Source organism: Streptomyces sp. NPDC003248 (genome assembly GCF_055563235.1).
Genome location: NZ_JBVHDT010000011.1, coordinates 236,339 through 261,401, shown reverse-complemented (window position 1 = coordinate 261,401; position 25,063 = coordinate 236,339). Strand labels below are relative to the sequence as shown.

Annotated in this window: 20 protein-coding genes and 4 pseudogenes; 10 read left to right on the top strand and 14 right to left on the bottom strand. The window is 71.5% G+C overall.

All coding sequences use genetic code 11. The annotated features are described in order from the left end of the window. Positions 1–2: 2 nt before the first annotated feature. The 4 genes from tap to ACZ3KJ_RS25280 all read right to left on the bottom strand — a co-directional run bounded on the left by tap (position 3) and on the right by ACZ3KJ_RS25280 (position 4,182). Positions 3–2,231 carry a telomere-associated protein Tap gene (gene tap, locus ACZ3KJ_RS25295; protein WP_467530249.1) on the bottom strand — a complete coding sequence of 743 codons (2,229 nt, stop codon included), beginning with the start codon at positions 2,229–2,231 and terminating at the stop codon, positions 3–5. A gap of 507 nt (positions 2,232–2,738) precedes the next feature. Next, the gene (locus tag ACZ3KJ_RS25290) at positions 2,739–3,383 is read right to left on the bottom strand and encodes a hypothetical protein (protein WP_467530247.1); all 645 of its coding nucleotides are present in this window, start codon (positions 3,381–3,383) and stop codon (positions 2,739–2,741) included. Next, positions 3,380–3,904: an RNA polymerase sigma factor gene (locus ACZ3KJ_RS25285; RefSeq protein ID WP_467530246.1), complete on the bottom strand. Its 525-nt coding sequence runs from the start codon at positions 3,902–3,904 to the stop codon at positions 3,380–3,382. Before ACZ3KJ_RS25285 ends, ACZ3KJ_RS25290 begins: the two co-directional genes overlap by 4 nt. Further along, positions 3,901–4,182: a hypothetical protein gene (locus ACZ3KJ_RS25280; protein WP_376538790.1), complete on the bottom strand. Its 282-nt coding sequence runs from the start codon at positions 4,180–4,182 to the stop codon at positions 3,901–3,903. The genes ACZ3KJ_RS25285 and ACZ3KJ_RS25280 overlap by 4 nt, the downstream gene beginning before the upstream one ends. Positions 4,183–5,582: 1,400 nt before the next feature. On the opposite strand from ACZ3KJ_RS25280, the gene ACZ3KJ_RS25275 reads away from it, so the two are divergent. The 5 genes from ACZ3KJ_RS25275 (at position 5,583) to ACZ3KJ_RS25255 (ending at position 10,759) form a co-directional block, all read left to right on the top strand. After that, positions 5,583–5,948, top strand: coding sequence for a hypothetical protein (locus ACZ3KJ_RS25275; protein ID WP_467530244.1), 366 nt, complete (start codon positions 5,583–5,585; stop codon positions 5,946–5,948). A 129-nt stretch (positions 5,949–6,077) separates the two neighbouring features. Next, entirely contained in the window at positions 6,078–6,902 is an 825-nt protein-coding gene (locus ACZ3KJ_RS25270; protein ID WP_467530243.1) for a TnsA-like heteromeric transposase endonuclease subunit, read from the top strand. After that, a complete protein-coding gene (locus ACZ3KJ_RS25265; protein ID WP_467530241.1) occupies positions 6,899–9,022 on the top strand; it encodes a Mu transposase C-terminal domain-containing protein in 2,124 nt (707 codons plus the stop codon). The genes ACZ3KJ_RS25270 and ACZ3KJ_RS25265 overlap by 4 nt, the downstream gene beginning before the upstream one ends. Positions 9,023–9,227: 205 nt before the next feature. Then, entirely contained in the window at positions 9,228–10,133 is a 906-nt protein-coding gene (locus ACZ3KJ_RS25260) for a TniB family NTP-binding protein (RefSeq protein WP_467530240.1), read from the top strand. Further along, the gene (locus ACZ3KJ_RS25255; protein WP_467530239.1) at positions 10,130–10,759 is read left to right on the top strand and encodes a hypothetical protein; all 630 of its coding nucleotides are present in this window, start codon (positions 10,130–10,132) and stop codon (positions 10,757–10,759) included. The genes ACZ3KJ_RS25260 and ACZ3KJ_RS25255 overlap by 4 nt, the downstream gene beginning before the upstream one ends. A 703-nt stretch (positions 10,760–11,462) precedes the next feature. Here ACZ3KJ_RS25255 and ACZ3KJ_RS25250 read toward each other — a convergent pair. Together ACZ3KJ_RS25250 and ACZ3KJ_RS25245 are read right to left on the bottom strand one after the other, a co-directional pair. Continuing rightward, a protein-coding gene (locus ACZ3KJ_RS25250; protein WP_467530238.1) for an IS5 family transposase occupies positions 11,463–12,280 on the bottom strand; the annotation gives its coding sequence in 2 pieces (ribosomal slippage) (positions 11,463–11,948 and positions 11,951–12,280; 816 coding nt in all). 61 nt (positions 12,281–12,341) lie between these two features. Beyond that, the gene (locus tag ACZ3KJ_RS25245) at positions 12,342–12,539 is read right to left on the bottom strand and encodes a hypothetical protein (protein ID WP_467530237.1); all 198 of its coding nucleotides are present in this window, start codon (positions 12,537–12,539) and stop codon (positions 12,342–12,344) included. Between the two features lie 400 nt (positions 12,540–12,939). Between ACZ3KJ_RS25245 and ACZ3KJ_RS25240 the strand changes: the two genes are divergently transcribed. Both ACZ3KJ_RS25240 and ACZ3KJ_RS25235 read left to right on the top strand, forming a co-directional pair. After that, positions 12,940–13,110 carry a hypothetical protein gene (locus ACZ3KJ_RS25240; protein WP_467530236.1) on the top strand — a complete coding sequence of 57 codons (171 nt, stop codon included), beginning with the start codon at positions 12,940–12,942 and terminating at the stop codon, positions 13,108–13,110. Between the two features lie 47 nt (positions 13,111–13,157). After that, the gene (locus tag ACZ3KJ_RS25235; RefSeq protein ID WP_467530235.1) at positions 13,158–13,568 is read left to right on the top strand and encodes a Rid family hydrolase; all 411 of its coding nucleotides are present in this window, start codon (positions 13,158–13,160) and stop codon (positions 13,566–13,568) included. 859 nt (positions 13,569–14,427) lie between these two features. Here ACZ3KJ_RS25235 and ACZ3KJ_RS25230 read toward each other — a convergent pair. Next, entirely contained in the window at positions 14,428–15,459 is a 1,032-nt protein-coding gene (locus ACZ3KJ_RS25230) for a zinc-binding alcohol dehydrogenase family protein (protein WP_467530234.1), read from the bottom strand. Between the two features lie 140 nt (positions 15,460–15,599). Between ACZ3KJ_RS25230 and ACZ3KJ_RS25225 the strand changes: the two genes are divergently transcribed. Further along, positions 15,600–15,956: a winged helix-turn-helix transcriptional regulator gene (locus ACZ3KJ_RS25225; protein ID WP_467530232.1), complete on the top strand. Its 357-nt coding sequence runs from the start codon at positions 15,600–15,602 to the stop codon at positions 15,954–15,956. Between the two features lie 222 nt (positions 15,957–16,178). On the opposite strand, the gene ACZ3KJ_RS25220 is transcribed toward ACZ3KJ_RS25225, so the two are convergent. Continuing rightward, entirely contained in the window at positions 16,179–16,949 is a 771-nt protein-coding gene (locus tag ACZ3KJ_RS25220) for a hypothetical protein (RefSeq protein ID WP_467530230.1), read from the bottom strand. Positions 16,950–18,046: 1,097 nt separating this feature from the next. Here ACZ3KJ_RS25220 and ACZ3KJ_RS25215 point away from each other — a divergent pair. After that, positions 18,047–18,490 (top strand): hypothetical protein, encoded by a 444-nt coding sequence (locus ACZ3KJ_RS25215; RefSeq protein ID WP_467530228.1) that lies wholly within the window; start codon positions 18,047–18,049, stop codon positions 18,488–18,490. A gap of 134 nt (positions 18,491–18,624) precedes the next feature. On the opposite strand, the gene ACZ3KJ_RS25210 is transcribed toward ACZ3KJ_RS25215, so the two are convergent. The 6 genes and pseudogenes from ACZ3KJ_RS25210 to ACZ3KJ_RS25185 all read right to left on the bottom strand — a co-directional run bounded on the left by ACZ3KJ_RS25210 (position 18,625) and on the right by ACZ3KJ_RS25185 (position 24,342). Further along, positions 18,625–19,389 carry a cation:dicarboxylate symporter family transporter gene (locus ACZ3KJ_RS25210; RefSeq protein WP_467530227.1) on the bottom strand — a complete coding sequence of 255 codons (765 nt, stop codon included), beginning with the start codon at positions 19,387–19,389 and terminating at the stop codon, positions 18,625–18,627. 67 nt (positions 19,390–19,456) lie between these two features. Further along, positions 19,457–19,873 (bottom strand): annotated as a pseudogene (locus ACZ3KJ_RS25205) (cation:dicarboxylate symporter family transporter); the annotation flags it as partial. 324 nt (positions 19,874–20,197) lie between these two features. Further along, positions 20,198–21,269: pseudogene (locus ACZ3KJ_RS25200) on the bottom strand (isocitrate/isopropylmalate family dehydrogenase); the annotation flags it as partial. 54 nt (positions 21,270–21,323) lie between these two features. Continuing rightward, positions 21,324–22,228, bottom strand: a pseudogene (locus tag ACZ3KJ_RS25195) (LysR family transcriptional regulator). Between the two features lie 7 nt (positions 22,229–22,235). Continuing rightward, the gene (locus ACZ3KJ_RS25190) at positions 22,236–22,592 is read right to left on the bottom strand and encodes an FCD domain-containing protein (RefSeq protein WP_467530226.1); all 357 of its coding nucleotides are present in this window, start codon (positions 22,590–22,592) and stop codon (positions 22,236–22,238) included. A gap of 670 nt (positions 22,593–23,262) precedes the next feature. Further along, positions 23,263–24,342 carry a MerR family transcriptional regulator gene (locus tag ACZ3KJ_RS25185; protein WP_467530225.1) on the bottom strand — a complete coding sequence of 360 codons (1,080 nt, stop codon included), beginning with the start codon at positions 24,340–24,342 and terminating at the stop codon, positions 23,263–23,265. A gap of 330 nt (positions 24,343–24,672) precedes the next feature. Between ACZ3KJ_RS25185 and ACZ3KJ_RS25180 the strand changes: the two are divergent. Next, positions 24,673–25,052, top strand: a pseudogene (locus ACZ3KJ_RS25180) (telomere-associated protein Tap); the annotation flags it as partial. Between the last annotated feature and the right edge of the window lie 11 nt (positions 25,053–25,063).

The following is a 25,063-nucleotide window of genomic DNA, read 5'->3' as shown; positions in this document are numbered from 1 at the left end:
ACCTACTCCCCGGTGTCCTGGTCGGTGACGGTGCCGTCCTTGATGTACCGGGCGAGGTTGAGCTCGGGAGCGTCGAACTGCTCGCGCACGCCCTCACCCCACAGCACGCTCTGGGTGCCCTCCCACTTCACCAGGCCCGGGTTCACGCCGAGCTTGAAGCCGCCCGGCAGCGGCTTGCCGTCCCGGTAGGGCAGGAAGTCCAGCGGGGAGGGCCCGTCGGAGGCGTAGACGGCGCAGTCCGACAGGATCGCGACCGGGTACTGCCCGGTGAAGGCGGCGTGCTTGACGATCTTGCGGTGCATGTTGATCCGCGTGCGGGAGATGACGGCCGCGCGGATGTCCGGGCGCCAGGTGGGCCGGGCGAGGGCCCGCCACGGCTGCCCGGGCTTCCAGCCCTCGCCGCGCGGGCGTTCGCGCAGCTTGCCGATGCCGCCCTTCACGGTCGCCTTGATCGCGGACACCACGATCGCCAGCTGAGGGTCACGCTGCCGGTAGCCGTCCATCGCCGCGAGGAAGTCGGCCGGCGGCATGTCCGCGTGCACGCCGAGGTCGGCCATCGTGGCGAGGTAGGCGTCGCGCAGCCGATTGTACCAGCCGTCCAGGTAGCGGCCGTTGTCGTACCGCACGTACGCCTCGATCGGGCGGACGTCGTAGCCGAGCTCCACCGCGTACGCCACCGTCGGGGTCGCGTACCAGGCCGGGCCCTCGGGGCGCTCGCCCTTCGGCGTGAACGGGCTGGGCAGCAGACTCGCGTCCAGGTCCGCCCACTTGTCCTTGGCGACCTTTACCCGGGAGAGGTCGACGTGGGCGAGGTCGACCAGCCAGGAGCCAGGCAGCTTCGGGTCGAACACCGGCGCCTTGATGTGTGTCGGCGCGCCGAGGCCGACGACCAGGCCGTTGGCGCCGGCGGCGAAAGCCATGTTCACGTCGATGCCGACCAGGTGCCGCAGAGTGCACTCAGCATCCGTCATCGGCCGCGCCCAGTCGAACGCCTCCTCGAACAACTTCTCCGCCGGGGTTCGCGTGTGGAAGCGCGGCAGATCCTTGAGGAGCGGGTGTCCGTCGGGGGCCTCGCACGGCGCGCAGTCCACCGGGTCCTTGCCCAGGCTGCCGGGGTTGTGCTCGGAGTGCCGCTTGCCGTCGGCGTCGGGCTCGGACGCGCGGGTCGGCGGGTGCAACGCTGTCATGAGCTCCAGGCCGGTCACGGCGGTCGAGCCGCGCGGCGCCATCACCCGGGACGCGTACACGCCCAGCACACGGGCGAGGTCCGCCGGCGCCAGCTGCCCGGCCTCGCCCCAGTGCCGGGTGTCCAGCGCGTTCCACGACGGAATGCACAGCTGCACGCAGGCGCGCTCCGAACCCTGCGCGGGACGGTAGATCCGCGCCCACGGCCCGAACCCGCGTTTCGTCAGCTTCCACTCCGCGCGGGCCAGCTGCTTGATGACCTTGTGGCCCTCCGGGATCCGTCCGGCGAGCCGCTCTTCGTCCGTAAGGGCGACGGGCAGTCCGTAGCGCTCCAGCGCCGACTCGGTGAGCACGAGCAACGGGTCGGCGTCCTTGCCCGACCCGGACAGCTTGGGCTGACCGTACCGCCCTTCGCGCAGCGCCCACTCCACCAGCGCCGGAAGCGACTTCGCCGGTACGTCCAGGACCAGGGCGCCGGTGCAGTACGCCAGCACCTGGCCGTCCTCGTCGACCTCGACGACGGCGAGCGGACCGTTCTCGAACCGCGCATCAGTGCCGCCTGCGGGGGTGTTGGCCTGGGCCGCCTTCCGCGCGGGCGGGCGGTGCGACGTCGGCTTGGTCGTGGCCGCCGGATGCGGCACAGCGGCGGGGCGGAGTGCGGTGTTCTCGGAAGCAGGCTCCGGGATTGAGTCTGTGTGTTCGGTGCGGGCTTTGGCCGGTTCAGCTCTCGTTGGCGCAGGAGCAATTGGGACGGCAAGCGTCTCGGGGACCGCCGTGTCCGTCGCGGCCGCCGCGGCATTGGGGTCGGCGGGGTAGAGCTGTGCGAGCTGCTTGAGCATGCGAGCGTATGCGTCGCGCTCCGGCGGCCTCGGCTCGGTCTTGCCGGCCTCCCAGCCGCTGACCGTCGCCCGCCGCACCTGCAAGGCAGCAGCCACCTCATCCAGCGTCAGGCCGTGCGCCTGGCGCAGCCGCCTGCGCTCCGCCGGCGGCGGCAACGGGGAACGGGACGCGATGAGTGCGTCGACCGCGTCGAACAGCTCGGACATGCAGCACCTCCAGCCCCGATCCTAGCGTGAAGCGCATGTTTCGCGTACCAAATACGTACGGATGGCGTACGCGTGTTGATCTCGCATGGCTGGGCATCGACCAGGACCAGGGGCGACTCGCCAAGAGCCCACCTGTGTCCTCGCGGCTTGACGGCGCTTGCTGCTGGGCGATCTCCCGGCCCGGCAGCAGTGTGGAAGCGGAGTGGGCAAGACTCGCGCAGACGGCCAGCACGCTTCGATGCCGGCGAGTGTAAACGGCGTCCAGCGCCAGTTGACGTCGCATCAATCGGGGACCGGGGGTGGTGGTCCCCCGTATGCAGTGCGAGTTGCCGGAGGGGCTCCGTAAGTCGACTCACGGAACTTTGGGTAATGCAGTGGCGGCCCATCCCCGCGGGCGCGGGGATGGGCCGCCACTTCAACGAGTCGTCCGGCCTTCTCACGTGAAGGCCTCATGAAGGCTGGTCTACAAAGACTCTCCCGTCTGTGGGCGCGTGACGCGCTGTCGTGTCAGCACCGTGGCCCGCCAGTGGTGTGGTCCAGGTGCGCCAGGAAGTCCTCAATCTCAGACACGAGAGCTTGTGTTGCTTCAGACAGGTCGACTCCGGCTTCCCCCAATGCCCAGTCGACCCTGTCTGCAGCCACGCGAGTACCGGCTGACCGGCACACAAAGCCACTCACGAATGATCTGAAAGACTCCTCAGCGTGTTCTTTCCCGTGTCCGCAGCATGCCGATAGGTTTTCTTCCCTCTCGGCATCAAGGATATGAAGATAGTCCCGCGCGTCCTCGTCACCCTTGAGTGCTGCTTTTTCCCACCAGCTTCGCGCCACATCATCCCTGTCCAGGAACTCAAGGATTTCTGCTACGCGTCGTGTTTCCTGTGGTGTCGCGGAATCATCGATTTCCTTTTTCAGGAGAGTGCGTAGTTCACGGACCGCGCCGATTCGATGGTTTCCGTCCACGATTTCCAGGCAGGGGGCGGGGGCCGGGGGCCAGCCCGAAGGCTGGCCCCCCTCCGCCTGGACAGAGTCCTCGCCGATCCGAGAACCCTTGGAAAACGCCTGCTCAGAGCCTTCGAGCAGGAGCCACAGGGCGAGGAGCCGGATGGCTCCCCGCTCCTCGGGCTGGTGCGTCCAAGCGGACAGGTATGTCATGCGGTGGCCTCCTCGCTGTGCTCGTTGATGGACTTCTTCAGGCTGTTGGCGGCGGCTTTGATGTAGCGCTTCACCGACTCCTCCTTTATCTGGAGGCGCTGCGCAACCACGGCAGGGCTGAGGTCCTGCAGAACACACAGGGTGATGACCTCGCGCTGCCGTTCAGGAAGGCTGGCGACGAGTTCGTCGATACCTTCCTTAATCATTTCGTAGGCGGCCTCGGGGATGCCGATGCCAGATTCCGTCTCGGGCAGTTCACGGACCGGGACCAGGACCATCCGCTCGTTGCGGCGGAACTGGTCGATGACCGCCCGCTTCACCACGGTGCGGCCGTAGGCGGTCAGCGAACCGTGGCCGGCGATGAGCTGATCCCATCGCCGGTACATCTTCAGGTAGGCGTCCTGCACAGCATCTTCCGCGCTGTGCAGATCGCCGGCCTGGGCCCGGGCCAGTCGGGAGAACGCCTCGATGGTCTCAAGGACGAAGGACTCGAAGTCCGCTCCCGGAGCGGCCTCACTCACGCGGCCTCCCGCGTGGTGATGGCCCGGTGACCCGCCGGGCCGGCCGTGTCCTTGCGGAACAGCCAGGCAGGCCGGCCCTCCTCGAAACGGGCGGCAGCGCCGCCGTCGGGCAGGGCCTGCGCCATCGCGACCATGGTGGCGCGCTGCTCGCGCTCCACACGGGTCTCGATATGCGCCTTCACAAGCATCTCCGTGATGCCGCGGGTGCGGCGCATCACGGAGACCAGCAGGAACAGCAGGGGAACCCCGCCCGCTCCCACCCAGTACGACCAAGTCATCGACCAGGCCTCCCAGTAGAGACGAACTCGTTGATGAAGGCCCAAGGGCCTTCATCCCCTTACACGCCGCCGGGGGCCCGGATCCGGATGCCGGAGACCAAGATTTTTTCCCAACTTCCCCCGCTTCCCCGCCTGTCGCATCGTCTTCGCAGGTCACAGGGGTAGCAGACGGACAGGGAAATCGGTCGGGCGGGAAGTCCGGAAAGGCTCCGTCGAATGGGAGCACGGCCCCGGGAAGGAGGCGGAGCCGGGACGTTTATGAGAACGAACCGGCACCACGACCGCCGCTCTGCCTGATCCGCCGGGCATCCGTTGCGAAAGCGCCCGCCCGGCACGGCGAGCACGAGACCGTAATGGAGTGACCCATCACCCCGGCCTGCTGCGGACCGCTCCCCTGCCGAGGGAGACGACCTCGTCACTGATCTGCCGCATCGCGAGCCACTACGGGATGGAAGCGAAGGTGTTGCGGTCGTGCTGGCAGTGGCGCAACTACCCGCCGGGGTACGACGGCGGGGGCGCGCGGGCCGACGCCGAGGTGCTGCTGAACGCGGCCGGACGGCAGCTCCTGGCAGACCTCTGCGGTGTCGAGGAGGACATCCTGGCGCGCGCGTTGCCGTCCTGGGGACAGGAGGACTCCAAGCTGTCGGCCGGAAGAAACGGGGTACCGGCGGCGGCGTGGCGGACCGGCGGCGCGGTCGCCGGGCCGGTCGCCTTCGGCTGCCGCCTGTGCACCGCCCGGCGTACAGGGGCGGTCGTGCGGGTGGTGCGGTACGCGCCGCGATGGGAGCGGGTGTGCGCCCGGCACGGGCGGTGGCTCCTGGACGCGGACGCCGACCAGCCTCTTGAGTATCTGGACGTGCGGGGTGTGCCGGAAGTGGCTGCGGCGCAGCGGCGGTGGGCCAAGGTGGCGCGGCGGGCAGCACGGGCCGGAGTCGAACCGGAGAGAGTGTTCGCTCTGGCGCACGCGATGGTGGCCCGGTGGTGGGAGCAGGCCCTGCACTGGGAGCGCGAGGCGCTCTGGCCGCGGCGGCTGCACCAGGTCGCGGGCGGCAACGCCGGGACAGAGCTGGAGCGGTGGCGGATCGTGGGCCGGGACGCGGTCGTCTTCCCCGAGGTGGTGGCCGTGGCCGACGCGCTGCTGGACCCGGCCATGGCCGAGCTGGCATGGACCGACAGCGGGGCCGGGCGGCCGCGGCCGCTGCCCGCCGACGGGGCGTTCTGCCGCCGGCTGGGCGAGCGGGTCGGGCGGGGGGTGGCTGGGGCCGCTGGCCGCCACCGACTACGGCGGCCCGCTGACCTCGTGGATGGGCGCCGTCATCCGCCTGCGCCGTGGCGCCGGCGGGCCTCCTGGTTACGGCAACGATCCGTGGTGGCTGAGGCAGGAGCACCAGACCGCGTCCATGGCCGCCCAGCTGCGTGTCCTGTCCAAGGAACGCAGCGCGCCCGGCTCGGGCACCACGTGGCGCTCTGCGGTGCCGGCCGAGCAGCGAGCACGGATCACCAGCCTGGTCAACGACGCCGAAGAGCAGCTGACCCAGCTGCGCGGTGCCCAGTACGGCAAGACCGCCGACGCCACACAGCAGTTGCTGGGCAACCTCGGCCATGCCGCCACACTGATCGAGCAAGCCGTACAGGAGACCGCAGCGTCAGCCCTCGGGGCCGGGATGGCCCTGGAGGATCTGGCGCGCTGGGCCCGCCTGCCGGCCGATGTCCTGGCCGAGGCACTCGCGGCCCACCGCAACGGGCGGCCGGGAAAGGAGCGGTGAGCAAGTGCCAGGAGGCAGGCAGGGTGTGCAAGGACCGTGATCCGCAGGGCATACCGCATCGCCCGGCACTCGTGATCAAAATCCGTGAAGCCGCCCGCCAGCGAGGCGGGACGGGCTTGACTGGGGCGCGTGGGCAGCAAGGACGCAGCGGCCGCAGCAGGTGGCCGCTCACAGCACATGCAGACGGACACCGGATCCGAGTGGGAGGCGGTCTTCGTCGACCCCATCGGGCAGGTGGTGCAGCAGCGGTGGGCGGACGCGGTCCTCGCGGTGGCCTTCGAAGAGCTGGAGCCGGTGTCGGCGTTCCCGGTAGTGCCGGGGCGGCGGTGGGGGCCCGGCCAGTGGTGGTCGGCCACGACCGGCCGGCATGTGGCCTGCGGGTCGGCTGGGATGCGGGCGCAGCTGATGGTGCTGGACCGCGACCCTGAGGTGGTCGGCCTGGCCGGGCGGCCGGTCCGTCTGCTGTGGCGGGACGCGCGTGGCCAGGTGCGCTCGTGGGTGCCGCAGCTCTTCGCCCGCCACCGCGACGGCACCGCTGTGCTGGCCGACTGCCCCAGCCACCCGGAGGCCGGCGGCGAGCGGGCGCAGCGGGCTGCGACGGTCCTGGAGGCGGCGTGCGTGCAGGCCGGCTGGAGCTACCGGCGCCTCGAGCCGCTGGAGAAGACGCTTTCGGCGAACCTGAAATGGCTGGCCGGCTACCGCCACCCCCGCAACGCCGGCCGTCCCTCTCTCTCGGCCGCCGTCCGTGAGGCGTTCACACAGCCGCGGCCGCTGATCGAGGGCGCCGAAGCGGTGGGCGACCCGATCGAAGTCATGCCCGCTGTCTTCCACGCCCTGTGGCACGGAAGCCTGACGACCGACCTGGCGACGCCGCTTAACGAGCGGGTCCTCGTCAGCACCGGCACCTGCAGGGTGAACGGCCGTGGCGGCCCGGGCAGCGGGGATGGGTGGTGAGCGTGCGGCGTGGCGGGCGGCCGGTGCTGCAGGTCGGAGCGCACGTCCGCTTCCGTGAGAGCACCTGGCAGGTCATCGCTGTGGCGGGGCAGCAGGTCCACCTCGCCGGTGAGACAGGCGAAGACGAGACGGTCGTGGCCGGGCATCTGTTCGCGGACCCGTCCTTCGCCATCGTGGGCGCCGAGATGCCCCAGGCCGTGACGCAGTGGGGGCTGTTCGAGACTGCGCCCGAGGACGCGCGGCGCAAGGCACTGGCCTGGCAGCGGCACATCCGCGAGGTGGAGTCCGGGCTGCCCGGCGGGACGGACAGCGGCGGGGTGCCCCGGGCCGAGTACGACCCCGACCGGTTCACGCTCGCGCAGCGCGAGGAGGCCAAGGCGGCGGAGCTGACCGCGATCGGCTTCGGACCTGTCTCCCGGACCACGGTGCAGCGCATGCGCCTGGCCTACCGCAAGCAGGGGCTGTGGGGGCTGGTCGACCACCGCACCACCCGTCGGCCCGTGCCTACCGGGCGCACCGACGAACGCGTCATCGCCGCCATCGAGGAAGCGCTGCGCCGCCAGCGCGGCCGTTCCAAGGGCACCGTCAAAGGCCTGACGCCCCTGGTCGCGCAGATCCTTACCGACCGGCACGGGCGCGGCACCGTGCCGATACCCTCCCAGGCCACCTTCTACCGGCTCGTCCACCAGCTCGCCGGTCCCGCCGAACACCCCCACCGCCCCGCCCGAACCCTCCCCTCCCCCACCGGCAGACGGGCGTTCACCCCGACCGTGGCGCTGCGGCCGGGCGAACAGGTACAGGTCGACACCACCCGCCTCGACGTCCTGGCCGTCTTCGACGACGGCACCACCGGCCGGCCCGAACTCACCATCGCCGTCGACGTCGCCACCCGCGCCATCCTCGCCGCCGTCCTGCGCCCCGCCGGCACCAAGGCCGTCGACGCCGCCCTACTACTCGCCGAAATGGCCGTCCCGCACCCCGCCCGCCCCACCTGGCCCGACGCACTGCGCCTCACCCACACCCAACTCCCCCAGCTACAGCGGATGATGGGCCTGGACGAACGCCTTCAGGGCGCAGCCGCCCGGCCGGTCGTGGTGCCCGAGACGATCGTCGTGGACCGGGGCAAGGTCTACCTGTCCACGGCCTTCAGCGCCGCCTGCGAAACCCTCGGCATCAGCGTCCAGCCCACCCCGCCCCACGCCCCCGCCGCCAAAGGCATCGTCGAGCGCACCTTCGGCACCATCAACGCCCTGCTCTGCCAGCACCTGCCCGGCTACACCGGATCCGACGTCACCCGCCGCGGACCCGCCGCCGAAACCGAGGCCTGCTTCAGCGTCCCCCAGCTGCAGGACCTGCTCGACGAATGGCTGATCCACTACCATCACCGCCCCCACGAAGGCCTCCGCCACCCCACCCTCCCGAAAAAGGCGCTCACCCCGAACCAGATGTGGGCCGCGCTGGTCGCCGTGGCCGGCTACGTGCCTCTCCCCTTGAGCGGCAGCGACTACCTCGAACTGCTGCCGGTGCGCTGGCAGGCCATCACCGAACGCGGCATCCGCGTCGACCACCGCACCTACGACCACGATGTCCTCGCCCCCTACCGCGGCCAGCCCTCCCCCGTCACCGCGCGCGGCGGGAAATGGGAAGTCCACACCAACCCCCACGACGCCCGCCAGGTCTGGATCCGCCTGCCCGACGGACACCTGACAGAGATCCCGTGGATCCACCGCGACCACATCCACCAGCCCTTCAACAGCGCAACCTGGCAGCACATCAAAACCATCACCGCCCGCCACGGCGACCGCGACACCCACGAAGCCGACCTCGCCGACGCCCTCGACCAGCTCATGCGCCGCGCCCACACCGGCACCGCCACACCCGCCGAACAGCGCCTGATCACCCGCACCGCACCACTGAAAACACCCCCGCCCCCGACCGCCACCCGCCCTCCGGACCCGCAGCAGGCCGACGGCTCGGACGACGACAGCCTCGACGACCTGGACGGCGGCCAGGAGCAGGCCGACGGCGAGGACGAACCCGGCGACGACAACACCGGCGCCCCCGTCCCGTACACCGGACTCGGCCTCTACGACCCCGCCCAGGAAGCCCTCAACTGGTGACTACCCGCCCGCACACCACGGCCAGCCACTCCCCCAGCCCGGCAGGCCAGCCTGCCCGCACCGCCGCCGATGCCCCGTGGCCCGACGTCCACGAGACCGAACCGCAGTGGCCGATCACCACTTGGCAGGGCTGGCAGCACTTCGCCACCACCCCGCCACCACCCCGCCCCCAACCCCGCCCAAGGCCGGCGATGCGCCCCGCAGCATGGAAGAACGCCTCGCCTACCACTCCGCGTTCGTCACCGTCCGCACCCCTGCCATCACCACCCTTGCCACCCAGGTCCGCACCCTGATGCTTCTCGGCCGCCACCAGCAGACCACCGCCCGCCCCTCGCTGATCGTCACCGGCCCCGCCGCAGCCGGGAAAACCACCGCACTCCTCGAGGTCGGGCGCACCTGCCACCTTGCCCACATCCGCAAGAACCCGGCCCCGCCCGGACGCGCCCACGAGCAGGTGCCGGTCGCGTACCTGCTCGTGCCGCCCGGCGCCACCGCCAAGACCCTCGCCACCGAATTCGCCCGCTACCTCGGTATCCCCGTCACCACCCGCATGACCCAGACCCAGATCACCGAAGCCGTCTGCCACACCTACACCCAAGCCGGCGTCCGCCTGATCCTCATCGACGAGATCCACCGCCTCAACCCGCGTACGACCACCGGCGCGGAGGCCACCGACCTGCTCAAAGACCTCACCGAACGCATCAGAGCGACCTTCGTCTACACCGGCATCGACGTCGCCGCCACCCCCCTGTTCGCCGGAATACGCGGCGCCCAACTCGCCGGCCGCGCCAGCCTCATCACCTGCGGCCCCCTCCCCGCCCGCCACGGAAACACCCGCCCCTTCACCGACCTCATCACCGACATGGAAGCCGCCCTCGACCTGACCCAGCACACACCCGGCACACTCCCCCGCCACTCCGCCTACCTCCACCAGCGCACCGCCGGCCGCATCGGAAGCCTCGCCCGCCTCATCCGCCAAGCCGCCATCACCGCCATCTGCGACGGCACCGAACGCATCACCAAAAAATCACTCGAAGCCATCCAGCTCGACCACCTCGCCGAAGAAGCAAGCCGCCCCCGAACCCGCCAGAACGGCATGATGCGGACATGAAGACAACCACCCAGACGCCGGGCGACGAGTTCGCCGCCCTCTGCCGGCAGGCCTGGGACACCCTGATCCCCGCCCGCGCCAGCTACCTCTCCGACGTCTCACCCCACTACGACGAGGTCCTCCACGACGTCGCGCAGCGCACCGAGCACACCGGCAGTCTCGGCAAGACGGACATCGCAGCCCTCGTCGTCTGGAAACGGCTCTCCGCACAAACCCGCTGGGTGACAGCCCTTATGTCCCTGCCCGACACCCACGTACGAGCCGTCACCGAGCGGGCCACCGCCGCCGTCCGCGACACCACCCTCACCCGCAGCGAAGCCGCCCGCACCGGACGCGGCATCATTGCCGAACTGCCAGGCTTCCGCACCGGCGACGCCCTCGCCTCAGCCATCCTGACCGCAGCAGCACCCACACGGATGGCCGTCTACGACCGCCGCGTCCAACACGCCCTCGACGCCCTCAGCCTCACCCTGACACCCGCACCGGGACGCTACGGCCGCTACCTCCAGCTCCTCGACGACCTCCTCCACCACGGCCCAGCGCACGCTGATGACTGGACCGCACGCGACATCGACACCGCCCTCTACTGGACCGGCGGCAGCCCACTCCAGCCGACACCGGTGTAGGCCCACCCGCACAAGCCCTGACCACGCAACAAGCCGCTGACCAGCACAAACCCGCGTCAGCCCTTTAGATGCCGGACATCATCACCAACACCACACCGCCGTTATCAACGAACCCCCAACAACCAAAGGCCAGACGCCCCATCACCACTCTCTTCAGCGTCCCGTGAGCGCCGGAATCGTTATCAGAGAATCCACAACATCCCAGCTCAAGCCACCCTCACCACACCAACTACGAACCCCGGAATCACACGGGCGGATCCGGGGCGCTGTGCACGGCTGGGGGTCCTTCGCTGTCCCGGGTCTGCGGCATCGCACTGGAGGCGTGTAGGCACTGGGTTCCGGGGCGCTCCCCTGTGGACTGCGTGGCGGCCGGGAGGGGCGGTGAGGCGGGCCAGCTTGGGGTGGGTAGGCGGCGGCCCGCTCTGTCCATACCCTTGCCGTGTGTCCAGCAGCCATCGCGTCACAGAGACGACCGAGTGGATGGAACTGCCCACCGACGCTGACGGATCGAGGAACATCATCCCGTCAGGCACAGTGCAGCTGAAATGCAGTTGCGGTTGGCAGGCACGCGTTCAGCACTTGGAGGTACCGCGGGCCAAGAGAAAACACCTCGAAGGGCAGGAAGGCTGACCGACCGCCTGCTTGGTGTCGACCTCGCCACCGGGGCGGCCTTCCCTTGTCCGTGGTCCGCTCTTAAGAGGTCCTAACAAAGGCGTTGGACGTTTCGGTGGGTGATGAGGCAGGTGGCGAGGCCGAGGAAGGCCTTGTGGATGTCGTCGCGCCGTTCCCAGCGGATCCGCAGGCGGCGGAAGCCGTGCAGCCAGGAGATCGTCCGCTCGACGACCCAGCGGAAGATGCCCAGGCCGGAACCGTGCGGCTGACCGCGCTCGGCGATCACGGGCCGGATGCCTCGCTGCCACAGCAGGCGCCGGTACTTGTCGTGGTCGTAGCCGCGGTCCGCGAACAGCATGTCCGGCCGTCTGCGGGGCCGCCCGACCGCGCCGGCCACCGTGGGGACCTTGTCCAGCAGCGGGACCAACTGAGTGACGTCATTGCGGTTTCCGCCGGTCAGCGACACCGCGAGCGGGACGCCCTGCCCGTCGACCAGGACGTGGTGCTTGCTGCCCGGCCGCGCTCGATCGACCGGACCGGGACCGCTTTTGGGCCCCGCCGGGCCGCCCGCACGTGGGAGGAATCGATCACCGCCCGCGACCAGTCCAGCTTCTTCGCCGACCGCAGCTTCTTCAGCAGCACCAGATGCAGCTTCTCCCACACGCCGGCCTCGTTCCAGGCGGCCGGGCGCCGCCAGCAGGTCATCCCCGAGCCGAAGCCCAGCTCCTGCGGCAGGTACTCCCACTGGATCCCGGTATGCAGCACGCACAGGATCCCGCACAGGGCCTGCCGGTCCGGCACCCGCAGCCGGCCCGCCACCAGCTTCGGACCCGGCTCCGGCAGCAACGGCTCGATGAGCGACCACAGTTCGTCCGACACGATCCACGGCCGCGACTGACGCTTCCCCACGACCCGACCAACGAGCAGACAAGCCGATGGTTACTTGATCAACAACTTCTGTTAGGGCCTCTTACTCCCGGGTGCCCAGCGTCCGGCGCTGGTGCCGGGGGGCCGGCTCTTTCAGCATCTGGTGGCTGCCGATGGCATGGTCCTGGTCGTCGTCGTGCTCCGCCCGCTCAATGGGCAGCAGCCGGGGCGGCCGGCCTGCCTCCGTCGTGGTCCTGGTGCTCATCGGTCCGGTGCCGAGCGGGCGGCGGGGAGTGCTCATGGCGGCAGTCTGCCCGACGCTCCTGGGGATAGCTGCCGGACGGATCCGCGGGGGACGCGCTGCCCCCACTGGGACGTGTTCCGGGGCTGCTTCAGCGGTGGATCCTCGCGCAGGGCGCGCCGTCGGTCCGGGCCCACTGGATGCACGGCCATACGCCGTCGCGGAACCGACGGCCGCGTGGAGATCCCAGTCTGCCGACGAGGAACGCCGCACGCCGGCCGTCATGGGGGTCGTGTCCCGCCGCCGGGTCAGGGTGGTCCGGCTGCCCCGCTCGACCGTGGAGAGCCGCGCCGCCCGTCCATCCATCCGCCGGCGCGCCGCGCCGACAACCCCTCGCCCCGGACGCTTGAGGCAGACCGCGCTCACCGTGGCCCGCCGGCTGCTTGCCGGAGAGACGGGCGTGGTGGACGAACTGGTGCAGGCGCGTGCGGAGGCGCAGCGGGCGGAGGCCCGTGCGTGGGCCGGTCTGTGGCAGGGCGGCCGCATTCTCGCCACCGGCCGACCGCCCGTTGCCGCGTCCTGGGTCAGCTTGTTCTTCGACCTCGTGCTGTGCCGGTCGGTCGCGCGATGAGGCAAATTGCGATGCGCGCGGGTGGCTGGCTGGTCAGACTTGCGGGCATGGCAGCGGAGATCACGCGGATCAACCCCGAGCAGTTGCATGAAACGCCTGGCTACCACCACATCACCGTGGTGGAGGCCGGCCGGACGGCCTACCTGGCGGGACAGTGTCCGCTCGATCGCAACGGTTCTCTTGTCGGACCGGATTCCGTTGAGGAGCAGGTCGATCAGGTCGTCGTGAACGCGCTCGCTGCTCTCGCGGCGGTGAATGCCCAGCCCCGTCACGTGGTGCGTTCGGTGATCTACGTGCTCAGCGACGACAGAGATGTCCTGGGCATCGCGTGGCGTCGGCTCACAGACTCTGCTCTGGGGCCGGCTTTCGCATCCGCCAGCACGCTGCTGGGTGTTGCGCAGCTGGGCTTCGCGGGACAACTGGTCGAGGTGGATCTTACCGTCGCGCTGCCAGACTGATCCTCTCTCGTCTTTCGAACGGCGTTTCGAACGGCGTCTCGAACTGCTTCGCCCGCTTGGTCGTGTGCCGGACGCCGAGGCGGCCTCCGCAGGCTTCGCCGCTGGCAGACTCGTCCGGCTTCCGCCCCATCACGTCATCCTCATCCGGCTCTTCGCCGATGGGGCATCGTCAAACGGCCGCCTGCCTCATCCTCGACCCTCACCCTCGGCCGCCGCCCTGTTCTGCTTCCGCCGGCGCCGGCCTCCTTGTTGGACGGGCAGATCGACGAACTCCGCGGCTCACAGCACCACGGCGCCCGCTGCCTTCTCCTCCCGGGAGCCGTGACCGGCCGCCACCGCAAACCCGGCCGGAGTGGCGGACCGGATGAGGCACCACGGGCTCCCCATGCGCGCGGCACGCAAACACCGCGCGGATGGAGGCGGTCCTCGACCTGCCGCCCGTCGTCGTTGCCGACCTGTTCGGCATCAGTCCCGCGACCGCCCTTCGCTGGTCCCGGCTCGCCGGCAACGGCTGGGCGGGGCTACCTCGCCGCCGGCGGCACCCACGACCGTAGGCGGCGGGGGGAGCGATGCCCGGGCGGGCCCGGCGGCTTTGAGTTCGGTCGGTGTCGGCGGGCTTGCGCCCCTCCCCTCGGGGGTGCCGCCTGTACGGATGGCCGCACGCAGTTCCTCCCCGCGAGGAAGCCTCTGCCTCTGTGTGCCGCGGGTCATGGCGGCTCCAGGATGTCGGCGGCACGTCGGCTCCGTCCGCGAGGGTCGCCCGCTCCCGCCCGACGGTGCGCCGCGACCGTGCAGGTGCGGGAAGCGGAAGGCCTGCGGAGTCCTTCGCGCTTCCTGCGCCGTCCCGGACGGGTGCCGGTCAGAAACCGGCCATCGTGATCTTGCCGATGGCCTTGCCCGACTCCAGGACGCGGTGTGCCTCGCGCAGGTGCTCCGCGTTGATCTTCCCGAGGTCGGTGGTGGCCGTGGTGGTGAGGATCCCGGCGTCCACCAGCCGGGCGACCTGGTCGAGGATGCGCCCCTGTTCCGCCAGGTCGGCGGTCCGGTGCAGGGAGCGGGTGAACATGAACTCCCAGTGGAAGGAGATGCTCTTGGACTTCAGCAGGCCGATCTCGAGCGGACCGAAGTCGTCGATGGCCACGATGTGGCCGAAGGGCTTGACGAGGTCGGCGTAGGCGGCCAGGTTCCGGTCGGTGGCGGCGGTGCCGAAGACGAAGTCGATTCCGCCGGGGGCGACTTCGCGCACCTGCGGGACGAGGGGCTTGCGGTGGTCGACGGTGTGTGCGGCGCCGAAGCGCCGGGCGAACTCGGCGGTCTCGGGGCGGGACGCGGTGCCGATCACCGTGAGGCTGGTCAGGGCGCGGGCCAGCTGGGAGACCATCGCACCGACACCACCAGCGGCGGCGGTGACCAGCAGAGTGCCCGTCTGCCTGAGGGCGTCGGTGTGCAGACCGAGGTGCTCGAAGAGGCCTTCCCAGGCGGTCAGCGACGTGAGCGGCAGCGCCGCAGCCCCGGTGAAGGAGAGCGAGGCGGGCTTGTGGCCGACGATCCGCTCGTCCACCGCGTGGAAGAGTGAGTTGGCGCCCGGCCGGTCGAGGGCTCCGGCGTAGAAGACCTCGTCGCCCACCTGGAACGACTCGACGTCCTCGCCGACGGCGACGACGCTCCCCGCCGCGTCCCAGCCGAGGACCTTGGGCTCGCCGCCCGGGTCGTTGCTCTGCCGGATCTTGTAGTCGACCGGGTTGACCGCGATCGCCTCGACCCGCACGAGCAGGTCGCGTGGCCCTGGCTGCGGTAGCGGCAGGGTCGTGTCCACGAGACTCTCCGCGTCGTCCACCGGCAGGCTCTTGCGGTAGGCGACGGCGGGCATGGTCTGCGGGAGCTGGCTCATGACTGTTCCTCCTGAGGGTGGCGCGGCGGGCTTCCGATGTGCCACCAACGTAGTTCTGAGGAGGTAGTAACCCGCAAGGGACACTGCTATCTATGGGGAAGTAACCTGGTGGGAGAGGTGAAGTAGGAAGGGGAGACCACATGGTGACGCTCTGCGAGTCCCAGCGGCACGACCATCACGACGTGTACGCCGCCCAATGCCCGTGCCGGGACGTGCTCGACCTCCTGGCCAACAAGTGGTCGGCGCTGGCCATCGGAGCCATGGAGGACGGACCGCAGCGCTTCGGAGCCCTGCAGAGGCGGCTGGAGGGGGTGAGCCCCAAGGTGCTGACCGCGACACTGCGCCGCCTTCAGGACCGGGGCTTCGTGGAGCGGACCGTCTACCCCGCGGTACCGCTGCACGTCGAGTACGAACTGACGGACCTCGGACGCAGTGTGGCGGAGCCCTTGGCGCAGCTGCGCGGCTGGGTGGAGGACCACATGGACGAGATCACCTGACGGGTACCCGCGGTCGCGGGTACCCGGCACGCCCGTCAGCGGTCCAGGAACTCGTTGGCCTCGGGCGAAGTCCTCGTCTGGTGCATGTTCACCCTCAGCGTCGCCTTCGGCGCATGGTTCGTAGCCGGACTGCTGACCCTCCCCCGTGAACCGGCCGCCCTGCGCGGCGGACACGTGCTGCCCGCCGTCGCCGCCTCGCCGATCTCGCCCAGTCGCCGGCGATCACCCCGGCCACCGCGCCGCCGCCGAGCGCTCTCCCGCCGACCTGCTCTCTTGGCTGCTCATCGGCGCGGTCCCGCGGTCCTCCTGACCCGCTTCGTCATGGGGCCCACCACTGCCCCGCCGCTGCTGCCGGCCCTCGCCGTCTTCTCCGCGCCGCCCGCCGTCGCGGGAAACGCCTGGTGGGCGGTGACCGCGGGACAGCCCGGCGCAGTCGACCGGATGCTGCTCGGCACGATGGCCGCCCTGCTGCTGCCCCACTTTTTCCTTCGTTCCCGTCCACCTGCGGCTGCCCTTCACCCTCGGCTTCTGGGCCGTGACCTCCACCACGGCCGCCAGCGCCACGTACGGCATCCGGCTGCTGTCCCACCACGATGGTGTCCTGCGGTCGTAGATCATCGGGTACCTCGGCCCCCGGAACGCGCACCTCGCCGCACTGCCGCCGCTGACGGCGATCTGGTCACTGCGTACGCCAGTCCGGCACTGCTTGAGCCGAACCAGGATCTCGCAGGAGTCCTCCAGGGCCGCCGGATACGGCGCTTCCACGCTCAGCCGGCAGGCCGGCGCCACGACCGCCCGCCCCTCGTCACGCGTCCGTATCGTCCCGCTGTGCACCGGCGCGGGGAGCAGTGATGCGGCGAACCGCCTCCAGGAGGGCGGCCCGGCGCAGCCACGCGCGGCGGCCGGCGACGGCCGGCCGGGGGTGAGGGCGTACAGCTCAGGGCGCGCAGCAGTGAACTCGCCGGCGTGGCGGTGCAGGACCGGCAGGCGCACGCCGGTCGCGGTGGCGACCGCCTCGTCGCCGGCGGGACGCGGCCAGCGCGCCGGCGACCAGGTGGAGGACGTCGTCGGGCATCGCGCCGCCCGTGCGGGCCGGGGCGGCGGCGTACCCCAGCAGGCATTGCAGCGCGCACCGCCGGGGCCGGGCCCAGCAGGACCCCCGCCGGGCCGTGTTCCTCGCCGGCGACCGGGGCATCGGACCGCGCCTCAACCACGGGCGCCGAGGCGGCGGTGCCCGGGCCGGGCGGGCACGGCGGGCCGGCGAGGCGGCGAGGCGGCGGGGCGGCGGGGCGGGGTGAGGGGCCCGGGCGGGACGGTGCAGGTGGTCCAGGACGGCCGGCAGATCGTCGGCGAGGCCGGCGCCGGTGCGCCGCACCGGGGTCAGCAGTCGAACAGCGCCTGGCCGGCGAACGGGGACCGCGGTGGGGGCCGGTCGGCCGGCCGCGGGGCGGGGCGGGGCGGGGCGGGGCGGGCAAAGGTCGGCGCAGCGCGAGGGCGGCCAGTGCCGCCGGGGCCGGGCCGGCCGGGAGGGCGCCGGTACGGTGCGCGGCGGCCGCGGCGGCGGGGAGGTGGAGCGCGCCGGACTCCGCCCGGACCAGGGCGGCGAGCACTCGGGGAACGCCGGCGGTCCAGGCGGCCGGGGCGGCCGCGGCGAGGCGGTGCAGCACGATCGTGCAGCCGCCGGCACCGGCATCCCCTGGCGGCGGCGCGGCGGCGGACCGGATCGCCGACGCGCTCGGCACCCCGAACGTGATCGGCGAGAAGGCGAACGTCACGGCCTTCGTGGTGCGGCGGTTCGTCGACCGCAGCCTGCTGGTCGACCTGAGCGCGAACCCGGACGGGACGCTGCACCACCCCAGCCAGGTCGCGGAGGCCGGCCGCGGCGTCCGCCCGCGGCGAGGCCGGGAACCGCGCGGGCCGGCAGCGGCCCGACGAAGGCCGCCGGGTCACCGAGGCGGACCTCGTCCAGGTGACGCCGAAGAGCAGGTGCCGCGCGGCGGGCGCGGCCGCCTCGCCGCCGCGGCGTACAGCAGGCCCGCCAGTGCCCCGCGCACGGCGCGGGCCCAGCGGAACGGGCCGCAGGCGGCGCCATGGACGGTCACCGCCAACTCCCGCAGCAGACCCGCCACGTCGTGGCCGGGCAGGCCGGCCGTCTGCCGGGCGACCGTCTCCTCCAGCTCCAGGCCGGCGAGTGCCGCGGCGCGCTCAGCGGTGCCGGGCGGGCCGGTGCCGGCCGCCGCCTCCTGGTTGGCGTGCGCGCGCTCCAGCGCCCGCCGGCCTGGAGCCAGGCAGCGGCCGGGCCGGAGCGGAGGAAGTACGTCGGGGCGCGCGGGTCCGCCCAGCCGGGCGGCCTGCACACTTCCGGGCGCGGCTTGCGCACGGGCCGCTGCAACCTGGTGGGCACTACCGTGACCGTCCGCGGGACCGCCGCCGACACCGACACCGGTCTCGTCGCCGTCCGCCTGCGCTGTGAGGACGCTCGGGGCATCACCGTCGGCCCGGGTGAGGTGGACGTCCGGCTGCCGCTCGGCTGACGGGCGCCGGACTCCGGGCCCGGCTGTCTCTCCGGGCCCGGCGGGAAGACCGCCGGGCCCGGACCCGCATGCGCGTTTGGCGCATGCCCCTCCCGGAGCGGCGCGACGGAGGCCCGGGAGACATTCGGTTGCGGTCAGGCTCCCGTGGGCAGCCGGTCCGCCACGTCACCAGGACCGGGGTGCCGTTCCTCCTCGGCCGGCGGTGACTTCTTGCGGGCGTGCAGGACCTCGTTGACGTGCGCGGTGTCGAGGGCCTTCTCCCAGCCGGCGACGACCAGCGTCGCGACACCGTTGCCGGCCAGGTTGGCCAGGGCGCGGCACTCGGACATGAACTTGTCGATTCCGAAGTTCAGCATGATGCCGGCGGCGGGAACGGTGCCGACGGTGGAGAGCGTGGCGGCCAGCGCGATGAACCCGGCGCCGGTGATGCCGCCCGAGCCCTTGGAGGTGAGGATCATGACGGCCAGAAGGCCGAGCTGCTGGCCGATGCCGAGCGGGGTGTCGGTGGCCTGGGCGATGTAGACGGCTGCCAGGGAGAGGTAGAGGGAACTGCCGTCAAGGTTGAAGGGGTACCCGGTGGGGACGGTCAGGCCGACGATGTCGCCTCGGATGCCGAGTCCTTCGAGCTTGGCCATCAGGCGCGGCAGGGCGCTCGCGGAGGACGAGGTGCCCAGCACCAGGACGGATTCCTCGCGCAGGTAGCGCAGCAGCCGGAAGATGTTGATGCGCAGGGCGGCGGTGACGGCGCCCAGGACGACGACGGCGACGAACGCGGACGTGCCGTAGAAGAGTCCGATGAGCCGGCCCAGGCTGGTGAGGGTGGAGATCCCGTACTCGCCGATGGTGCAGGCCATGGCGCCGAAGGCTCCCACGGGGGCGGCGAGCATGACGTAGTGCACGATCTTGGAAGACGACGGTGCTGAGGCGTCGGACGGCGTCGGCGATCGGTTCGCCGGCGGGGCCTACGGCTTTGAGGGCGATGCCGAAGAGGACCGAGAAGAAGACGGCCTGGAGGAGGTCGCCCTCGGCGAGGGCTCCGACCGCGCTGGTGGGGACGAGGTCGGTGAGGGAAAGCCACCCGTCCTGGTCCTGCCCGTCCTTGACGTACTGGCTCGCGTCGCCCTCCCGGTGGAGGGCGCCGGGGTGGGCGCGGACGCCGGCGCCGGGCTGGAAGAGGTTGACGGCGAGGAGGCCGGCCAGCAGGGCGGCCAGGGTGCCGGCCTGGAAGGAGAGCAGGGATCTGAGGCCGACGCGGCCGACCCTGCCGAGGCTGTCCACGCCGCCGATGCCGGCCACGATGGTCAGGAAGACGATCGGCGTGACCAGCATTTTGACGGCGGCGACGAAGGTGGTGCCGGCCGGCTCCAGGGCGGTGCCGGCCGAGGGCCACAGCCAGCCGGTGAGGACACCGGTGACGATGGCGGTCAGGACCCAGGAGTACAGCTGCCGGCACCAGGGCTTCTTCGGCTCGTCGGTGGGGGACGGTGGTGCGGGGGTCGCGGGTGCTGCCATGTCGTTTCTCCTCATCGAGGAACGGGGCGCAGCCGGGACGCGGGCCGGCTCCCTGAGCGGGAGCGGCGGTGGGGGACGCGCGGCTCGCAGAAGGGTGGGGCGGCGGGCGCCCGGGGGCCGCGGCGGCATCGTCCGTGCCACCGCGGCCACCGGTCCGCGGTGGCGGTCGGACCCTGCCGTCGGACCGACGCTCCAGAGCAGTTCGAGCAGTTTGTCGGTGAACTCCGCGGTGGTGGCGGTGCCGCCGAGGTCGCGGGTGCGTACGTCGGTCCTGGCCAGCACGGCGGCGATCGCGTCGGTGATGTCCTCGGCCGCCTGGGGGTGTCCGAGCCTGGGGGTGTCCGAGGTGGTCGAGCAATCATGGCCGCCGACCGGATCGCGCCCAGCGGGTTGGCGATGCCCTGACCCGCGATGCCGGGCGCGGAGCCGTGCACCGGCTCGAACATGGAGGGGAACTCCCGCTCCGGGTTGAGGTTGGCGGCCGGGGCGACGCCGATGGAGCCGGCGACGGCGGCGGCGAGGTCGCTGAGGATGTCGCCGAAGAGGCTGGAGCCGACGACGTCGAAGCGGGCGGGCTCCAGGACGAACTCGGCCGCGAGGGCGTCGATGTGCTCCTGGTGGCCAGGTCACGTCGGGGAAGCACGCGCCGCGTTCGGCGACCGGCCGGCCCCAGAACGGCATGGTGTGCACGATGCCGTCCGACTTGGTGGCGGAGGTCAGCCGGCCCCCGCGCCGGGCGGCGAGGTCGAAGGCGTAGTCCAGTACACGGGTGACACCGGCCCGGGTGAACACGGCCTCCTGTACGGCCATCTCGTCCTCGAAGCCCCGGTTGAGCCGGCCGCCGACCTCGCTGTACTCGCCCTCGACGTCCTCGCGGACCACGACGAAGCCGACGTCGCCCGCCACCGCGCCGCGCACCGGGCCGTCGATGCCGTCGAAGACCCGGATGGGCCGGAGGCTGACGTACTGGCGGAAAGCCGCGGCGGATCGGGATGAGCAGGCCCCACAGCGAGACGTGGTCGGGAACTCCGGGGCAGCCCACCGCGCCCAGCAGGACGGCGTCCTCGTCGCGGAGCTGGTCGATGCCGTCCTCCGGCGTCATCGCGCCTTCGCGCAGGCACCGCTCGCACGACCAGTCGTCGTAGGAGGTGCAGCTGAGGGTGAAGCCGTGGCGGCGGCCGAGGACGTCGAGGACCTGCTGGGCAGGGGGCAGTACCCCGGCGCCGATACCGCCGCCGGGAATCAGGGCGATGCGGTGGTCCGTCACGGCGTCGATTGCAGCAACGAGGACCGTGCGTCCAAGACGCAGATCGGATCTCGCTCACAAGCCGCGCTCACCAGCGTCTGTCAGGGCTCCGCCCGCCACGGCCAGGAACGCCGCCGCGGCCGGGCACAGCGGACCCCGGCGACTGGCCAGGCCGACGTCGAGGGCGGTGGCCGGCTCGATGTCCAGGACGCGGGCGCCCGCCTGCCGGGCCAGCCGGCACCAGGACTCCGTGACCACCGCGAGGCCGACCCCGGCGAGCACCAGGGGCAGCAGGGCCACCCGGTGCCCGGTCTCCGCCGCCACGTCGTAGGCGACACCCCGCTCCCGCAGCGAGTCGACGCAGGCACGCATCCCCGTCCCGGGCCGGCCCACGATCAGCCGCCGTCCGGACAGCTCCTCGCACGCCACGCTCCCCCGCCCCGCGAGCGGGGGAGCCGGGCAGGACGAGGAACACGAAGCGCTGCTCCCCGAGCGCGACGGTGGCGACCTCCTTCTCCGGCAGCCGCCCCGACACGGCCAGCAGACCCACCTCCACGACGCCGGTGCGCACCGCGTCGATGACGTCCCGCGTGGTGAAGACCGCCTTCACGGCGACGACCACACCGGGGTGACGGCCGCAGAAGGCACCGATGAGCATGGTGAGCGGCTCCACCGCCTGGGACGGCACGGACGCCACGACCAGACGGCCGGTACGCAGTTCGTGGACGGAGGCGACGCTCGCCCACGCGGTCCGGTCTCCAGGCAGCGGACAGCAGCCCGGGCCGGTCCGGCCAGCGCCCGGCCCGCCCCGGTGAGCACCGCCCGCCGGCCGAACCGGTGGAAGAGCTCGGAGCCCAGGTCGTGCTCCAGCACCCGCACCGCCTGGGACGCGGACGGCTGCCAGACGTACAGGCGGCGGCCCGGTCGAAGCCGCCCGAGTCGACGATTGCCAGGAAGTACTCCAGCCGGCGGATGTCCATCGGCGCCTCAGCCCGTGCGGGCGCCTTCGCGGCCCTCCAGAGCGCTGATGGCGGTGGCAGTGAGGCTGTGGGTGATGTGGTCGCGCATCAGCTGAGCGGCCTCGGCGGCCCGGCCGTCCTCGACGAGGTCGACGAGCCGGTGGTGTTCCCGGAGGTCGCGGGTGCGGGGCTCGTCGCCGGGCGGGAGGTCGAGACCGAGGCGCCGGTAGCGGTCGGACTTGTCCCACAGGTCGTCCAGCAGACGGACGAGGACATCGTTGTGCGAGGCCCGGTACAGCGCCTGGTGGAAGGCGCAGTGCGCGGTGAGTGCCTCTTCGCCCCACTGGCGGGTGACGGGCAGCAGCCGCACGACGGCGGACCGCATGACGGCGATGTCCTCTCCAGCGCGAGCCCTCCAGTCTGTGCGTAGTACGGCCGGGCCAGTGCCATCGCCTCCTCTGCCCGCCCCCGGCTCTCCAGCAGCTCGGCCCGGGTCCGGGCGGCCGGCCACCAGCCCGTGGCGACGGAGCAAGCACGTCCAACGCCTCGGCCTCGCGGCCCTGGCCACCCAGCAGCCGCGCCCACTCCCGTGCGCAGAACCGTTCCCCACGGCGGGCCTGGAACTCCACCTCCTTGCCGTGATCGAGCTCAAGAAGCCGGGAGACCAGGGGCGGAGGAATACAGCCGGACAACGTCCGGGTCCGGTAGCCAAGATCAGCAGCGTCCATGGCAGCGCACCCTGGCCACCGCCTCCGACATCAGCCTGCTGTCCGGTCCCAGATAAGTGTGGGCAGGTCGGGGCTCTGGCCTGCGGTGCCTACGGTCGAGTGGAACAAGTCGGCGGTCGGTTTTCCGCTCGACCGTAGGCAGCATGATGGTTCACCCGCGGAGCCGAGCCAGTAGGCGCCGCAGAGTTGGTCGCCATGTGCCGGCCGGCGTGGATCGGGGGGCCGATTGGGCTTTCCCGACTTGCTGGGCGAGTCGGTATTCGTCCGCCTCGCGGATGAGTTCGTGAGAGCGGACCTGGTGCAACTCGAAGTGCATGCCGCTCGCTCCTACTGCTGGAGCTCCATGACGTCGGCGACCACGCAGCTGACGTTGTCGGGACCGCCGAAGCCGTTGGCGAGAGCGATGAGTTCGCCGGCCGCCTGCTCAGGCTCGCTGATGCCGGAGAGCACTCGGCGGATTTCTCCGGTCGACACGACGGTGGACAGGCCGTCCGAGCAGAGCAGGTAGCGGTCTCCCTGCTGGGCGTCGTGCAGACGCATGTCGGGTGTGGAGTCGGCTCCCTGGCCCAGGGCGCGGATCAGCAGTGACCGCTGGGGGTGGGAGGCGGCTTCCTCCGGGCTGAGGCGCCCTTCGTCGACCATCGACTGCACCAGGGTGTGGTCGTGGGTGATCCGGAACAGCTCTCCCTCTCGCAGGAAATAGGCGCGGGAGTCGCCGATGTGGACGAGGGCCAGCTGCGAGCCGGTCCAGAGCATCGCGGTGAGCGTGGTCCCGGCGTTCTCGGCGGAAGGGCCGGGTCCGGAGATGCCGTGCACGGCCTGCTTGGCCTGGTCGATCGCGTCTTGGAGGACATTGAGGAGATCGCCCGCCGGGATGCTGCCGGTTTCGAGACCCTTGAGCGCGTCCACAGCGGCGGCGCTCGCGGGGGCACCAGCGCTGCCGTAGCCGTCGGCGACGGCGAGCAGGCGGGACCCCGCGTAGGCGGTGTCCTGGTTGCTCTCGCGGACAAGGCCGGTGTCGGAAAGGGCGGCGTAACGGATGCCCAGGGGCCTGGCGGTGGGGGACATGGCAGGGTCCTTCCAGGAGAGGTGGTCGATGAGGAAGGTGGCCAAGTCCCGCCGTGCGGCCGTGTCGGCTTCGACCTGGGCCCAGAACGCACGGATCTCTTCGGCCGCCGGACCTGCCGCCAGGGTGCAGACCTGCTGGACGCGGGCGAGAGGCATCCCGAGCCGTCGGAGCCAGGCAACCAGCCGGGCCTGATCCAGTTGCTCCGGTGCGTAGAGGCGGTAGCCGGTCACCGGGTCGACGCGAGCGGGAGTCAGCAGGCCGAGCTCGTCGTAAAGACGCAGCGCCTTCGGCGACAGCCGGGACGCCTTCGCGAACATCCCGATGGTCAGCAACTCCATGCTCGTTCCTCCTCATGCCAGGCACGTCGCCTGGCCCCACTGATGCTGTGGGCTCCCCCAAGGTGAAGGTCAACCAAGAGCTCCGTCTGCCCCCGATCGTCTCCCACCCAATCGGAGGCAGCGTGACCAGTCGAGGACGCTGGTCCGTGCCGTGCATGTCTGCAGAAGAGCGCGACTACCTACACATCACAGAGACAGGGCGCCTGCAACGCCCGAGGGCTTCCTTCGATCGGGCACCGCTACCGCCCACGAACGCCATCCGTACGAGACATGCAGGCGTTCCCTGCGTGATAGGTACGGTCATGGGATAGCGGGAGGTGAAGGTGTGCCATGTCCGAGTCGTTCGATGCGGTCGACGCGCTGGTCGCGTCCCGGTCCCCGCTGCCGCCGCCGACGGAGCGCAGGCGGTTGCGGCAGGCGCACGCGCTCACCCTCGCGAGGTGGCTGCCGCGCTGAATGTGCGGCGGGCGACCGTCGGCGGGTACGCGCACGGCCCGCTGCTCGTCCTCGACGCGGACGCCGACCGGAACGTGACCGGCTACGGCGTCGGCGGTCTGATCCTGGACGTGGCTGCCAAGTCCCTGCCCGCACTGATCGAGTGGACGCTGGCCGAGGCGCTGCTCGGGGCGGAGAGGCTGCACGGCTCGGGCAAGGACACCGACCCGCTGCTGGTGCTCACCGAGGCCGCGTGCGAACGCTACGGCTTGCCCGGTGTGCCGGC